Annotated in this window: 13 protein-coding genes; 1 reads left to right on the forward strand and 12 read right to left on the reverse strand. The window is 33.2% G+C overall.

Annotation, left to right across the window (positions count from 1 at the left end):
• Positions 1 to 66: 66 nt before the first annotated feature.
• The 4 genes from LNQ49_RS17980 to LNQ49_RS17995 all read right to left on the reverse strand — a co-directional run bounded on the left by LNQ49_RS17980 (position 67) and on the right by LNQ49_RS17995 (position 4255).
• The gene (locus tag LNQ49_RS17980; RefSeq protein ID WP_229990389.1) at positions 67 to 513 is read right to left on the reverse strand and encodes a GNAT family N-acetyltransferase; all 447 of its coding nucleotides are present in this window, start codon (positions 511 to 513) and stop codon (positions 67 to 69) included.
• 129 nt (positions 514 to 642) lie between these two features.
• Positions 643 to 1113, reverse strand: coding sequence for an FKBP-type peptidyl-prolyl cis-trans isomerase (locus LNQ49_RS17985; RefSeq protein WP_229990390.1), 471 nt, complete (start codon positions 1111 to 1113; stop codon positions 643 to 645).
• Positions 1114 to 1171: 58 nt separating this feature from the next.
• Positions 1172 to 2176 (reverse strand): hypothetical protein, encoded by a 1005-nt coding sequence (locus LNQ49_RS17990; RefSeq protein WP_229990391.1) that lies wholly within the window; start codon positions 2174 to 2176, stop codon positions 1172 to 1174.
• 216 nt (positions 2177 to 2392) lie between these two features.
• Positions 2393 to 4255 (reverse strand): ABC-F family ATP-binding cassette domain-containing protein, encoded by a 1863-nt coding sequence (locus LNQ49_RS17995; RefSeq protein WP_229990392.1) that lies wholly within the window; start codon positions 4253 to 4255, stop codon positions 2393 to 2395.
• A gap of 948 nt (positions 4256 to 5203) precedes the next feature.
• Between LNQ49_RS17995 and LNQ49_RS18000 the strand changes: the two genes are divergently transcribed.
• Positions 5204 to 5437 carry a hypothetical protein gene (locus LNQ49_RS18000; RefSeq protein ID WP_229990393.1) on the forward strand — a complete coding sequence of 78 codons (234 nt, stop codon included), beginning with the start codon at positions 5204 to 5206 and terminating at the stop codon, positions 5435 to 5437.
• Positions 5438 to 5679: 242 nt separating this feature from the next.
• On the opposite strand, the gene LNQ49_RS18005 is transcribed toward LNQ49_RS18000, so the two are convergent.
• The 8 genes from LNQ49_RS18005 to LNQ49_RS18040 form a co-directional block, all read right to left on the reverse strand.
• The gene (locus LNQ49_RS18005; protein ID WP_229990394.1) at positions 5680 to 6408 is read right to left on the reverse strand and encodes a superoxide dismutase; all 729 of its coding nucleotides are present in this window, start codon (positions 6406 to 6408) and stop codon (positions 5680 to 5682) included.
• Positions 6405 to 7574, reverse strand: a complete 1170-nt coding sequence (locus LNQ49_RS18010) for a chromate transporter (RefSeq protein ID WP_229990395.1) — start codon at positions 7572 to 7574, stop codon at positions 6405 to 6407. Before LNQ49_RS18010 ends, LNQ49_RS18005 begins: the two co-directional genes overlap by 4 nt.
• Positions 7575 to 7589: 15 nt before the next feature.
• On the reverse strand, positions 7590 to 8090 hold the full coding sequence (locus LNQ49_RS18015; protein WP_229990396.1) for a hypothetical protein: 501 nt from the start codon (positions 8088 to 8090) through the stop codon (positions 7590 to 7592).
• 61 nt (positions 8091 to 8151) lie between these two features.
• Positions 8152 to 9021, reverse strand: a complete 870-nt coding sequence (locus LNQ49_RS18020) for a chromate resistance protein ChrB domain-containing protein (protein ID WP_229990397.1) — start codon at positions 9019 to 9021, stop codon at positions 8152 to 8154.
• 58 nt (positions 9022 to 9079) lie between these two features.
• Positions 9080 to 10207, reverse strand: coding sequence for an efflux RND transporter periplasmic adaptor subunit (locus LNQ49_RS18025; protein WP_428978355.1), 1128 nt, complete (start codon positions 10205 to 10207; stop codon positions 9080 to 9082).
• A 120-nt stretch (positions 10208 to 10327) separates the two neighbouring features.
• Positions 10328 to 12166, reverse strand: coding sequence for a heavy metal translocating P-type ATPase (locus tag LNQ49_RS18030; RefSeq protein WP_229990399.1), 1839 nt, complete (start codon positions 12164 to 12166; stop codon positions 10328 to 10330).
• 11 nt (positions 12167 to 12177) lie between these two features.
• Positions 12178 to 13383: a TolC family protein gene (locus LNQ49_RS18035; RefSeq protein WP_229990400.1), complete on the reverse strand. Its 1206-nt coding sequence runs from the start codon at positions 13381 to 13383 to the stop codon at positions 12178 to 12180.
• Between the two features lie 2 nt (positions 13384 to 13385).
• Positions 13386 to 14681, reverse strand: coding sequence for a hemolysin family protein (locus LNQ49_RS18040; protein WP_229990401.1), 1296 nt, complete (start codon positions 14679 to 14681; stop codon positions 13386 to 13388).

The raw sequence follows: 14681 nt of genomic DNA on the forward strand, positions 1-14681 counted from the left end.
CCAACAAAATTAGATTTTGTTGGGGATTTTTTTTAAATAAAATGAGGTAATCTTGAGTAGTGTTGCCTATTTATTGGTTTCCAGTTTCATTTTTAATATTGGATAATCTTTTCCTTCATCATCCTTGTCTGCTCTGGCGTATGTCACAAAGCCAAATTTGGTGTAAAAGTTAGCTGCATTTTGGTTTTGTTCGTTTACATCAACTTTGTTTGCTCCAAGTTCATTGATAGCAAAATTGATTAGTGTTTTACCAAGGCCTTTTCCTATGCGTTCTGGTGCTAAGAATAGCATCTCGATTTTATTGTCTGCAATACCAATAAAGCCATGAAGTGTATCTACTTCAGTTAAACAAAATACTTGAAAAGAGTTAAAGTCGATAGCTGACACAATTTTTTTGTAATAATCAATATCTGAAGGGATAAGAAAATCATGTGTAGCACGAACAGAGCTTTCCCAAACCTGAATCATCTGTTCTTTAAATATATCATTGTAAGGTTGTATTTCAATTTTCATTTTGTGTTTTTTTGAGTTTTAGTTTCCTTTCCGCTAAAAAATAAAAGCCACAGCAGAATTAGATTTTGTTGTGGCTTTTTTATTTAATTAAACGGAACTTTTATAAAAAGTAAAGTTTTGTTGTTTATTCTAATTTACTGAAATTAATTTAATGTCAAAAATAAGCACTGAACCTCCAGGAATAGAGCTATAATCATTGTTACCGTATCCTAAATGGGCAGGGACTAAAAGAATTCCTGTGCCTCCTGTTTTGAAATATGGAATACCCTCTGTCCATCCTTTTATAACTTGATCTAAGCCAAAAGAAATTCCAGCACTGCTTTCGTCAAATACTTTTCCATCAATAAAAGAACCTTTGTAAGCAACGGTTACATTAGAAGATGGGGTTGGTTGTGTTCCTGTTCCAGGTTCGTTAATTACATAGTACAAACCTGAATCAGTTTTATGTGCATTTAGTTTATTTTTAGCTACATAGTCGATGATTTCTTGCTCGTTTTTGGCTACATAGTCAATAGTAGTATCAGTGTTTTCTGTTTTTTTACTTTTAGCGCAAGAGATAAAAAGTGTCAAAGCTAATAGTGCAGGTATAAGGTGTTTCATGAAAAAGTGTTTTTTTTAATGGCAAATATACTGAAATTTGATTATGTTATTTTTGGGCTTATTTGCAAATTATATATTCATAAAATGGTCTTGCTCCCATTGGTAGGATTGTAAATGTTCCTTTATTAGAAAGTATCATTGCAAAATCATTATTGTATTCGGCATTAACATCTGCATTATAAAAAGTGATTTTTCGTGTTTTTAATTTTTTTGATTCTATTTCTACATCTCCAATTTCATAATTTTTAAATTGGAATGGTTTATCTTTAAAATCCCAATAGGTAAATTCTTTTTTGCTAAAATCTAGATAAGATTCATTTTCCGTATCACAGAATTTTTGGTGTTTTGTGATGTAGTTTTCGATATCTTTTTTGGAATCAAAAGGAATGAAATCTATTTTTGGATTGCTATATATGTTGTCTTCGATGTAATCATAAGATAATCCTACGAGTTTTTTATTTTCTTTTGTTATCGAAAAATAGAAATTGTAAATTCGTTTTCCAGTCACATCCATTGCACGTGCTCTGTAATTACATTTTTCTTCTAAAATACTATGGGATTTAAAAACGGTATCTGAAAGATTTACATAATCATTATTAAAATCAGTGAGTTTGAATTTGTTTTCATACTTCTCATAAAAAAAGCCAGTTTTCTCAAATTGAGTATCTCCAAGATATATTGGGAATTTTTCGGAAGAAACGGTAGTATGAATTTTAGATTCAAACCATTCTATATATTCCATTTTATTAGTAAAAATTATTAGAGGATATGGACCATCGTAGACAAATTCGACTAAACCATCTTTTTTGTCAATGAACTTATTTATTTCTTTTTCTTTATTACTATTAAACGCTTTTATGAAATCTTGAAAAAAGAAATTTAATTCTGTTTCTGATATTTTTTCAGGAGCAAGAGTTGATTTTTCAGGTGTACTTGGTTGTATTGTATTTAGTATATCTTTTTTAGGTTGTTCAGTTTTAATTGAGAAAAATAGGGTAACAATTAGTACCAATACAAAAGCTATAATTAGGCTTAACTTTAAAATCTTATTCTTTGACTCCATTTTTTTTGCTTTACAGAATAGTTATTTTCTTTTTGCTAAAGTAGGAATTTACTATTGTAAATAATTGAGGGGATTTTTTATTTTTCAAGATAGTTTCTTGTTAATTTAAAATGTTTTTCACAAAAAAACACCTCTAACATTTTAGCATTAGCTAAGATATTAGAGGTGTAAATTGATTATAGTATTTGTTTTATTCTATGCTAAAAAAACTAAAAACTACCCTTCAATCTTTGCGCTTAGTTCAAACCAGCGTTCTTCCTTTTGGTCTATTTTATTAATGATGTTTTGCAACTCATTGGCTTTTTTCTCAATATCAGCATCGGCCACTTTTCCGTCAGAGAATAATTGCTCAATTTTAGTTTTGTCGATTTCTAAATCTTTGATTTCTCTTTCTAGTTTCTGATACTCTTTTTGCTCATTGAAAGTTAGGTTTCCAGTTGGATTGTTTTGTTTCCAGTCTTTCTTTTCTGCTTTGTTCTCTTCTTTTTGAGCTACATCGGCACTGTCTTCATAAGCTCTAAAATCAGAGTAGTTTCCAGGGAAGTCTTCAACAACTCCTTGTCCTCTAAAAATGAATAAGTGATCTACAATTTTATCCATAAAGTAACGGTCGTGTGAAACTACTAATAAGCATCCTGGGTAATCCAAAAGGAAGCTCTCTAATACGTTTAATGTTACGATATCCAAATCGTTTGTAGGCTCATCCAGAATAAGGAAGTTTGGATTCTGAATCAAAACAGTACATAAATACAAACGTTTTAATTCTCCACCGCTTAATCTGTCAACAAAGTCATATTGTTTTTTTGCATCAAAAAGGAAACGCTCTAATAATTGTGAAGCCGAAATAATTTTTCCTTTCATCAACGGAATGTATTCTCCGTATTCTTTTATAACATCGATTACACGTTGTCCTGGTTTTGGATTGATTCCGCTTTGAGTGTAATATCCAATTTTGATTGTTTCACCGACGATAACTTTTCCAGAATCTAGCGGAAGTGTCCCTGTCAATAAATTAAGGAAAGTTGATTTTCCAGTTCCGTTTTTACCAATAATTCCAATACGTTCTCCGCGTTGGAAATCGAAACTGAAATTATCTAAAATAACGTGGTCTTTGAATTTTTTAGAAATTTTGTGAAGCTCGATAATCTTACTTCCCATACGTTCCATATTAATTTCTAGCTCGACTTTATTTTCGCGACGACGACTTTGTGCTTTTTCTTTAATTACATAAAAGTCATCCTGACGAGATTTAGATTTTGTTGTTCTCGCTTTGGGCTGGCGACGCATCCATTCTAATTCTTTTACAAATAAGTTTTGGGCTTTATCTACACTAGAATTTTCAGAAGCAATTCGTTCTTCTTTTTTCTCTAAATAGTAAGAGTAATTTCCTTTGTATTGGTATAATTTCCCATTGTCTAATTCTATGATTTCATTACAAACACGCTCTAAGAAGAAACGGTCGTGTGTTACCATAAACAATGTGATATTTTCTTTGGCAAAATAACTTTCTAACCATTCGATCATTTCAAGATCTAAGTGATTGGTAGGCTCATCCAGAATCAATAAGTCAGGACGATTAATAAGTATAATTGCTAATGATAAACGTTTTTTCTGACCTCCTGAAAGACTTTTTACTTTTAGTTTAAAGTTTTCTAGTTTTAATTTAAAAAGGATTTGCTTGTATTGTGTTTCGAAATCCCAAGCATTGTGTTGGTCCATTCCGTCAAATGCCTTTTGATACGCTTCTTCATCTTCTGGATTTTCTAATGCTTTTTCATAGGCTTCAATAACTTTTAGCGTTTCATTATCTGAAGCGAAAATGCTTTCTTCGATAGTTAGTTCGTCTTGTAAGTTGTTGTTTTGCGAAAGAAAAGCCATTCTGATTCCTTTTCTTAAAACTACCTGACCTGTATCTGGTTCTTCCAAACCATTGATAATACTCATAATAGTTGTTTTTCCAGAGCCATTTTTGGCAATGAAAGCAATTTTTTGGTCCTTATTGATTCCAAAAGAGATGTTGTCAAATAAGGTTCTTTCACCAAATGACTTGGATATGTTTTCTACAGATAAATAATTCATTGTATTAATGTGCTTAAAATCAAGCTTTTACGTTTTTAAAAAACAAAGAGGTCTCTAATTAGGTCTCTAATTTTAAGTAGTTAAAAAATAGAGATGGCGCAAAGATAGCTTTTTGTTACAAACAAAAAAAAGATAGCTTTACAACTATCTTTTAGACTGAATTTTTAGCAATTCACTTATTTTATATCTTTTTCTGTTACTGAAGGGGCTATACACTTTAATCTTCCTGTCTGTTTCATATTTTCCAATAGTGGTTTGACTTCTTATACCTAAAATCACCATTGCTTCTTTAGTGTTTGCATATTGTTCTATACTTGTATTTCCTTTCAGTTTCCCAAGAATGAAAATAATTGGTATTCTTTTCCTTTCTTTTAAGAGTTGGTACTATGTTAATATGTCCATATTCACTTAGTTGATGCACACATTTGGAGAACTTCTTCTGAGAATAAATTATAGTAATCTTCATGATTTTGTAACAAGGATTTCAAGTAGGATTGACAAAACCCTTATCCATTCTGAATTGAAGTAGTGCAAAATATATAGCAATATACACGACTTTTATGCAGTAGTCTTTCTCTATTACTTTAAAGAAATCATATTGTATCATACATTACCAAGTTTATCAATTTATCTGCATACTATTTCGCTTGGAATGGTTTACCTGTTAACTCACATTATTTTTTTGTATCTGTTTTGCGGTTTCCATTGTTTTATCACCAATGTTGTAGCGAGCGTCATTTTCCGGGAATGTCATCATAGAGATTTACCTATTTAAAACTGAGGTTTGCATTAATATAAAAGCGATGTTCATTTCCGTTTTTAATTAGAGTTAAGGATTGTCTATTCCTAATATTGCAAATTATCCTTTAATTTATCAACTTCCATTTTATTTAATCCTTTTAATAGTAGTTATTGTAAAGCTTTTTCAAGATTGTAGCGTTAGCCTGAATGGAATTCTTTGATATAGTTGGAAAGGCATTAGATTATATAGAAGCATTTAACGATACCATTAATTTTAGCCAGTATTCTCCATATTACGTAAAACACTATCAGGATGACTTGGAACGAAATGATAGTAGAGGGAAGGAAGTCATTAAAGATTACAGATTTTATGACGAAAAAGAATGGTGTTATGTTCCTGATATTACAACTGTGGTTCGAGATCATAATTTAACACTATAGCAGTATGTCCAGTGGAGTGAGCAAACAAAAGAGAAAAAGATACTTAAGGATGTATCTCTTTCTTTTGAGTGGTATGATATAAATGTTGTCGTCGTTGCTAATGTCCAGGAGAAGATACGCTTAGAAGCTATTCTTGAAGTGCTACCTGAAAATATAATGTTTACTGAGGAAAAGGCTGAGCTTATGAAGAAAGTACAGCTGTTTGATATTTGAATTGAGGGTTCAAAAGACTATGGATTTTCTTATTTCATTAAATTCTCGGCATCATTAAGGCGTAATGCAACATTATCCCAATTGATAATATTGAAAAGTGCATCAACAAAATCTGTACGTTTGTTTTTGTATTTTAAATAATACGCATGTTCCCATACATCAATTACTAAAATAGGAATTGCTCCCCATTGTGTTAGTTTTTCGTGATTTTCACATTGCAAAACCACCAGACTATCACTGTAAGGTTGGTAAGCTAAAACTCCCCATCCATTACCATCTACATTTTTTGAAGTAGCGGCTATCAAAACCTTTAATCTATCAAAACTTCCAAAACTTTTTTCGATGCGCTTTAAAAGATTCCCAGTTGGCAAATTACTTTTATTGGTTAGATTGGTCCAAAAAATAGAATGCAGGATATGTGAAGAAAAATGGTATGATAACTTTTTTGTCCAAAAATCAACTGTTTCAAGATTATTTTCATCCAATGCCTTTTTGATCATCTGTAAATCTTTATTTGCACCTTTTACTGCACCACCATGATGGAAAGTATAATGTAGGTGAAGAGTTTCAGCATCCATATAAGGTTCAAGGAAATTCTCATTATAAGGAAGAGTTTGCTGAATATAATTTCCGTTAGCATCCACTAGTTTATCAATTGAGTTATCTTTTAAATTTTTTGAAAATGCATTCTCAGTGGGAAGTATCAAAGCAGCGGCACCTAGGAGAGTGCCTGATTTTAAAAAGTCTTTTCTGTTCATAATATTACTAGTTTTATGATTATACCCAAAATTGCAGCCATTGCAATAATATGGGGTTCCTGAATTTTCTTTATATAAAGTAAGGCAAAAACTGTCAGAATTGCTATTATTGTTGTGGGAAGATCTATTATACTTCTGGAGGCAATGACCACCACCGATCCCACTAAAGCTCCAATAACGGCAGCTGTAATGCCTTCGACAAATGCTTTGACAGGTCTATTTTGTGCAATTTTTTTAAAAGATGGTGCCATGGCAATTGTAAAGAGATAGCAGGGTAAAAATGTTGCTAAAGCGGCTACTAAAGCTCCCATAAACCCATTAACCAAATACCCAATAAACCCTACTGTTATCACAACAGGGCCTGGCGTAATCATGGCTACTGCAACTGAATCCAAAAATTGTTGTTCTGTTAACCATTGATTTTCTACCACTACGCCAGAATGTAAGAACGGAACAATTGCTAGTCCGCTACCAAAAACAAAAGTTCCAGCTTTGGTAAAGAAAATTGCAATTTTCATGAGTGTGGTACTTTCGTAATTCCAAAATGCAAATTGAAATAAAACTATCGAATTTACCGTTTTATCGTTCCACCATTTAGGGGGTGCTTTGACAATCATATACAAAAGACCTGCCGCTATAAATAACAATACCTGTTCCTGTTCAGTCCAATAGGTAACAATTACAGCCAGTATAAAAAACAGCCATAAGATCCATTTTGATTTGAAGGATTCCAGATTGAATTTTCCAACAGATTTTAATGTGAGCTTGTAGGAACTCAGCGCTATAATTCCGATAACAGCAGCACCCACACCGTAAAAAACGGCTTGTATCCAGTTTAAGCCGCCATATAATTTGTAGATCATTCCCAATAACACTACCATTACAAAGGATGGTAGTACAAAGGCAAAACCTACTAAGGTAGCACCAAGAATTCTGTAATGTACAAATCCTAGATATATTCCCAATTGAGCTGCCAGCGGGCCTGGTGCCAATTGAGCCAGTGCCAAACCTTCTTTGTATTCTTCTTCAGAAATCCACTTGCGATTTTCCACTAAATCTTTATGCATATAACCCACTAGGGCTACAGGACCACCAAAGCCTATTGTTCCTAATTTTAAAAAATAAACAACTAATTCTTTTAAGGTATATTTTTGTTCTTCGTTCATCACTAGAGTATTATTTTAAAATGCAATACCAAATTGAACACCAATAGTATATGTTATTGGATGGTTGTTTCCAAATCGTACAGGCAGAGGAACTGCAACAAAATAACTACTGTTTGCATTTTTTATGACAGTTTTATTTATCACAGAAGTTATTCCATACCTACCAGAACTCTCAAAGGCCATTCTTCCAGCAAAAGTGTAGCCGTTTCCCAAAGCTACCAGAACTCCGGGATGAAAAACTATATTAGTTACTTTGTCACTATTACCTTGTACTTTAATGTTAGAGACGACTTCAAAAGAAAATCCTATTTTAGAACTTTTCCAGATGTTTATTCCTGTTGGAAAACCAACGGCATAATAATCTCTGAAATTCACATTAGTTTGTTCATTACTAATGGTTACTATGGGATGGTAAATTCCAAAATAGCCTGTTATTTTTGGATAGGTTGTTTGCGAACATATTTGTATGGTCGATGCCAATAAAGTAAAAAGAATAAGATGTCTAAATGAAAGCATATAAATTGTTTCTGTTAAAAAGAAACAAAATTATAGATCATCAGTAGGTATAAATAGAATACTATTTACCTTTTGTATCTAGATTACTTTTTCTTGTATTTTTTCTATAAGAAGAAGGATTTTTCCCCGTACTTTGCTTGAATATTCTTGTAAAATGACTTTGATCTGAAAAACCAGTCATATATGCAATTTCTGTAAGTGAGTAGTTGGAATTCTGAATAAGCGAGATTGCCTTTTCAATTCTCAATTTCCGAACGTAATCCCCGAAATTTAGATCTTCAAAGTACTTAGAGAATTCTCTTGATAAATAAGATGGATTAAGTTCCAAATCATTAGAAATTTTTTTTAGATCAAAAGTAAATTGAGTATCGATTTGATCCTGTATAATTCCCTTCAAATCTTTAACCCAAACTGGTGTTTTTTTATCATTTGTTTTTTTATCCTTCAAAAATTTATTGTAAACATCATGCAACAAGTTTTCAAAAGGACTGTTTTGTAAATGGCTTTGCTTGTGTAAATGTGTAGCCCAGCTGTACAAGGCATCATAAATTACCATCCCTGTTTCCAAAAGTTTGTGATCGTCGGCAATGTTATAGGAAAGCCCCGCTGAAATAGCCCATAGTCCTGCTGATTCTTTTGCAATATCATGACGGTCTGTGTCAGCTCCACGGATAATACCTGCCATAATTAAAATGGCAGGGTCATCAATTTTATATTTTTTTACGATGTAATCAAAAGTGCTTTGTTCATTATAATGCGTAAATTCTACCTCAGGAATATCAAACGGAATGGCATCGAGTTCTTTTGATTTATCAAGAACCTCACTAAAAGGGACATAAATAAATTCAGCTTGCTTGTCTACAAAAGTCTTTATCAGCCATGGACAGGCCAATCGATCAATTTTTGGTCTTTCTCTTGTAATCCATTTCATAACATATCTTAATTTTTTGAATATAAAACAATTATAAATTTAGGCTAATTTACATTTTTTATTCTTCTATGTTTTTCATTTTCATTAATAAAGAATAAGCCCCTTTTGTTACGATAGCTGCGTCTTCTAAATCATTTGAAGTTATCTCGGTAAAACCATTTTCTGAATTACCTGTTGTTACTTCTCTCATTTCAAACTGTTTATCTGCTTTGGCTATAAAAATAAAATCTTTATTTTCAAAGTTTACTATAGCATCAGATGGTAAAACATTAGATTGTTGATTCTTGAGTTCAACTACAGCATTCATGTACATACCTGGTAGAAGTGTTTTGTCATAATTTGTAAAATGACAATGCATTTCAGTACTTCTATTTTGAGAAAAATCTTTACCAATTAATATAATCTTACAGGCATATTTTTTATCTGGATCAGTATTGGTGTAGGCTACTAATGATTGTCCTATTACCAGTTTATTAATGTCTTTTTCAAAAACAGTCAATGCCAGATGGATGTCTGAGGGATTCACTATTTCAAATAGAATATCACTTGGGTTTACATACTTCCCTGTATTTACATTTACTTTGGAGACGTAACCGCTTATTGGAGAATAGATATTAACACTTTTGGATATGTTTTTAGCCGATATATTATTGGGGTTTATACCTGCAAATTTTAGTTTCTCTCCATAGGAATTAACCATTACTAAAAGTGAGTTATATTCAGTTTGCGCTTGCTGATATACTTTATCACTGCTGGCTTTACTTTGATTGAGTTCTTTTTGTCTTTCAAATTCGGCCTTGGCATAGCCAATTTTTGATTTGGCTAAGAGATAATCTTCCTGGAGTTGTATGTATTGCTGATCTTCCACCACACATAAAACCTGACCTTTGGTTACAAACATACCCTCTAAGAGTTTTGTACTTTTCAGATACCCTCCCATAGGTACGCTTATGGATACTAAGTTTTGAGGTGGCACATCTATTTTACCATTTAGTTTTAAGGTTGATGAAACCTGTTTTTGCTCTATTTTTCCTGTTTGGATGCCCGCGTTTTTTATCTGGGCATCTGTAAGGATAGTGGTGTTTTTAATTGAAGGAACATCACTTTGGGGTTCTTCTTTTTTCTTTGTACAAGAAGCCAAAAATAATAGCGCTATCATAATAAGTACGCTGTTTTTAACCAGCATTATTATAGTTTTCTTTTGTAGTTGTTTCTCCGATTTTTCGAAACTTATATTTTGAATGAGTGATTTCATAATTGAATTGTTTATTTAATATTTTCTGGAACTGGCAGTTTGAAACTGGCTTTAAATCTTAACCCGAAGGAGTTTTATAGAGTTAATAAAAACTAATGTATCGGGAAGTAAATGGATAGCGGCCGCCTCAACGGGTCCGATTACTTTAAGCAGAACTAAAGTTATTCCAATGACGTGAACAACTCCAACCCCTACAAAAATATTTTCACGGATAGTACGATAAGCTCTTTTACTAATTGCACGTGCTTTGGCAATTTTTTCCAATTTATCCTGCATCAGTACAATATCGGCAGCTTCCATTGCTGCTTCTGTCCCCATTGCACCCATTGCTATACCTACATTTGCCTGAACCAAGGCGGGAGCATCATTAATTCCATCTCCTACCATAGCCACTTTAGCACCCTCTTTCTGTAATTCTTTTATGATGTTAATCTTGTCTTCTGGCAATAAATCAGCCCTGTAATCAGTAATACCTATTTGATTGGAAACATATTGGGCAGTTTGCGGATTATCGCCGGTAAGCATAACAATGTTTTTAATACCGCTAGATCTTAGACCAGTAATCATTTCTTTAGCACCCTCGCGTATGGCATCAGAGATATAGAATATCCCAGCGAGTTTATTGCCGATGGAAAGATAGATGAGAGTATCGGTTAAATTTTCTGAGGTTATAGCCAATGGGATTTTGCTCTCTTCCATGAAAGGTTTGTTCCCTAACAACACAAGTTGGTTCTCTACCTTGGCTGAAACACCTCGTCCTTTGATGACTTGAAAGTTTTCAGGTTCTCCATACGTAAGATTTAGTTTGTCTGCATGGCTTAAGATGGCTTTTGCCAAAGGATGGCTGGAGCGCCTGTCAACTGCAGCTGCAAATTGAATAAGCTGGTTTTCATTGTAAGAGGTATCAATCACTTCTATTTTGTTGACTATTGGACTTCCTATGGTCAATGTTCCAGTCTTGTCAAAAACAATCGTGGTCACTTTGGCAAGCTCTTCCAAAAACAAACCACCTTTTACTAAAATTCCTTCTCTGGCTGCACGTGCAATTGCTGCAATAGTAACTAATGGTGTCGCCAGACCCAGTTCGGCAGGAGAAGTAAAGATTAGCAGCGCAATTACAAGCTTGACATCACGAGTAAAAAAATAAACCGTTCCAACAAAGATAAATACAATAGGAATAAGCCACGATGCCACTTTATCTGTGAATTTTTCAATAGGCGCCTGCTTATTTTGGGCATCTTCGACCAAAGCAATAATTCGCGAAAAAACCGTGTCCATCCCAGCTTTAGTCATTTGAATATCAAGAGCACCGAGCTCGAGTATTGTACCAGCAAAAACATCTTCTCCCTCTTTTTTTTCCTGAGGAAAACTTTCTCCTGTTATCGGAGCTTGATTAACAGAACCTGATCCTGTAATTACTTTTCCATCTACCGGTATTTTTTCACCGGCTTTTACTAAAATGACATCCCCAATTTTGAGGTCTGCTATACCGACTATCAGTTCTGAGTTGTTTTTTTTAATTAGAGCCGTTTTAGGAACAGAACCGATAAGTTCTTTGATCGAGGATCTGGCTTTTTGTGTACTTGCACTTGCAATGTATTCGGCAATAAGAATGATCATCAACACTACAGCGCCTGCCAGGTATTCTTTTCCTAGAATAGAAATAACAACAGCAATTGTTATAAACAGTTCTGTACCTATTTTTTTCTCTTTGATTAAATCCAGTACTGCTGTTTTAACTAAGGAGAAAAGTCCAAAAGCCATTGCAATAATTAAAACTAGTAGCGGGATACTGTTGAGATAAAACAGTAAACTAGCTATCCCTACAATAACGATCCGTACAATTTCCCAAAGGAACTTTCGGGAGAAGAAAGTTTGTGTATAATTCATAATTCAATGTTTTAATTCGTTAATGAATTGATTTCAATAATACTGCTATTGAGCCTTTTAACAGCTTCAATATAGTTGCCTTGAATTTCAGTATTTTGATTGATAAGCATCACCCATTCTAAATAGTTGATATCTCCATTGATGAATTTTTTATTAGCAGCATCGGTTACTAAATCTACATTTTTTAATGCTTTGTTTTCATAATAGAGGATAGTTTCTTTATACTTTTTATATTGCAGAATTAATTCCTGATAACGATTTTGCAGCTTTAGTTTTTCTAAATGCAAATTGTTTTCCGTAATTTGTGTGGTTGTTTCTAATGCTTTTTGTCTGTTTCGAATTGAAGAATTAAATAAAGGAATCGCTACACCAAACTGACCGTAAAAACCATCATAGCTATCCTGAAAAGCAGTATTGGTTTTGAATGTCTGCCAATATACACCGCCAATAAGTTCTGGAAGTTTTTTTGATTTTTCTAATGAGATTTCTGCTTTATTGACACTTACTTCCTGCTCCCTTATCTTAATGATTGGTTGGTTATCAAGGGCGTTTTTGTCTAAATTTTCTTGTAAGTCCATTTTGAATCTATCACATGTTGGTATAAAATCAGTATCTTCATTTAACAAATACTTAAATTGTATCTGAAGCATTTTAAAATCATTTTGCAGCTCTTGTAGCTGAATCTGTATTTGTCCGGATTGATTCTCAGCGGTTGATTTTTCTAAAATGTTACTTTCCCCTTTGTTAAAACGCAGGGTTGATTTTCTCAAGAATTCAGAATAGATACTATCGCTTTTAAGTAAGAGTTTTTCTTTTTCTTTGAGATACACCATTTCATAGAATACAACCGTAACTTCCTTAGTTATTTCTTTTTTTAACAGTGCCTCATTCCACTGTCCGGTTTTTGCTTGTTCGATCAAAAGCTGCTTTTGCCTCCTGTAGATTGTCGGGAATTTAATGCTCTGTGAAACACCAATTTTGACATCGTTCATGTTCGTGTTAAATTGTCCATATTCTCCCACGATACCCGTATTGGAAATATCATATCCTGTCTTGGTCATTTTTTGAAGATAATCGGAATTAAGTTTAGCGTTTTTTGCTTTTACGTTGTTCTGCAATGCCTTTTCAAGAGCCTTCTCAATGGATATATTTTGTTGGGCGTTACCGGAAATAGTTATGAAAAAACAAAATGAGGCAATTATACATATCCTTTTCATTTTTACTTTGTTTTGGTTAGATCCCGTAGTTGTACGAGAATTATCGAATGTTTTGTTTTCTTGAGAATAGTGAATTCATAATCATTAAATGTAATTTTATCCTTGACATCTGGTATTCTTCCGAACTTACTATTTAGAACACCTGCTAAGGTTTCATTTTCTCCATCGTTTTTTATAGGATGTGGCAGATCATCGTTAATATCATTTAAGTGTGTTGAAGCGAGTACTTCATAAATGTTAATCTCTTTCTTTATAACATTTGCCACTTCATCATCTGTTTCATCCTGAATTTCTCCTACTAATTCTTCAATTATATCTTCAAGGGTCACAATGCCCTGGGTACCGCCATATTCGTTTACAACAACGGCTAACTGAATGTGCTTTAATTGAAACTCTTTCAAAAGAGAACCTATTTTTCGGGAGGAGGGAACAAAAAGAACAGGACGCATCATTTCTTTGATAACAATAGGTTGGTTCTTTTTTGCTTTAAGTAGTAGGTCTTTTAAATAGACTACACCAATGATGTTATCTATATTTGTTTCATAACAGGGTATACGGGAAAATCCTTGATCAATTACTCTGTCGAGTTCTGAATCATCAAAATTATCTATGTCAACAGAAATTACATTTGTTCTGGACACTATAATTTGTTTTACGGTACGCTCGGAAAAGTCAAAAGCATTGTTGATAATATCATAGTCCATTTCTTCAATTACACCGTCTTCTTTCCCTTGTTTAACTAAATATTTTAGCTCGTCACTGCTGTGGGCTTCAGAGCCATGTGAAGCATCAATACCAAAGATTTTAAGAATTGCATTTGCAATTCCGTTGAGCAGCCATATAAAAGGTTTAAATAGGATATAAAAAAACTGCAATGGATATGCAATAAAGAGTGTTGTTTTTTCAGATTTTTGAATGGCAATGGACTTTGGAGCTAATTCTCCAAAAACGATATGCAAAACTGTAATTACGGCAAATGCTAGTGGTATTGCAATTTTATGCGCATATTCAGGTTTGAGTTCTAATCCGATGAGATCCACAAATTTTAGAATCAATTTTGAAACAACAGGTTCACCGACCCATCCCAATCCAAGGCTTGCTAAGGTTATCCCAAGCTGAGTGGCTGCAAGATAACCGTTTAGATTGTGCAATATATGCTTGGACAGGATAGCGCTTTTGTTGCCTAGTTTTGCTTGTAATTCTACTTGAGACAATCGAACCTTTACAATTGCAAATTCAGCTGCAACAAAAAATCCATTGAGGAATACAAGAAATAATGTGATAAAAATGTCTATCAT

Origin of the sequence: Flavobacterium pisciphilum, assembly GCF_020905345.1 — a bacterium.
Lineage (GTDB): Bacteria > Bacteroidota > Bacteroidia > Flavobacteriales > Flavobacteriaceae > Flavobacterium > Flavobacterium pisciphilum.

Coding starts and splice junctions, on each gene's coding strand:
- LNQ49_RS17995 (WP_229990392.1), bottom strand. CDS start 4,255: ATGAATTATTTATCTGTAGAAAACATATCCAAGTCATTTGGTGAAAGA.
- LNQ49_RS17990 (WP_229990391.1), bottom strand. CDS start 2,176: ATGGAGTCAAAGAATAAGATTTTAAAGTTAAGCCTAATTATAGCTTTT.
- LNQ49_RS18030 (WP_229990399.1), bottom strand. CDS start 12,166: ATGAATTATACACAAACTTTCTTCTCCCGAAAGTTCCTTTGGGAAATT.
- LNQ49_RS18015 (WP_229990396.1), bottom strand. CDS start 8,090: ATGCTTTCATTTAGACATCTTATTCTTTTTACTTTATTGGCATCGACC.
- LNQ49_RS18010 (WP_229990395.1), bottom strand. CDS start 7,574: ATGAACGAAGAACAAAAATATACCTTAAAAGAATTAGTTGTTTATTTT.
- LNQ49_RS18040 (WP_229990401.1), bottom strand. CDS start 14,681: ATGATAGACATTTTTATCACATTATTTCTTGTATTCCTCAATGGATTT.
- LNQ49_RS18025 (WP_428978355.1), bottom strand. CDS start 10,207: ATGCTGGTTAAAAACAGCGTACTTATTATGATAGCGCTATTATTTTTG.
- LNQ49_RS17980 (WP_229990389.1), bottom strand. CDS start 513: ATGAAAATTGAAATACAACCTTACAATGATATATTTAAAGAACAGATG.
- LNQ49_RS18035 (WP_229990400.1), bottom strand. CDS start 13,383: ATGAAAAGGATATGTATAATTGCCTCATTTTGTTTTTTCATAACTATT.
- LNQ49_RS18000 (WP_229990393.1), top strand. CDS start 5,204: ATGGAATTCTTTGATATAGTTGGAAAGGCATTAGATTATATAGAAGCA.
- LNQ49_RS17985 (WP_229990390.1), bottom strand. CDS start 1,113: ATGAAACACCTTATACCTGCACTATTAGCTTTGACACTTTTTATCTCT.
- LNQ49_RS18020 (WP_229990397.1), bottom strand. CDS start 9,021: ATGAAATGGATTACAAGAGAAAGACCAAAAATTGATCGATTGGCCTGT.
- LNQ49_RS18005 (WP_229990394.1), bottom strand. CDS start 6,408: ATGAACAGAAAAGACTTTTTAAAATCAGGCACTCTCCTAGGTGCCGCT.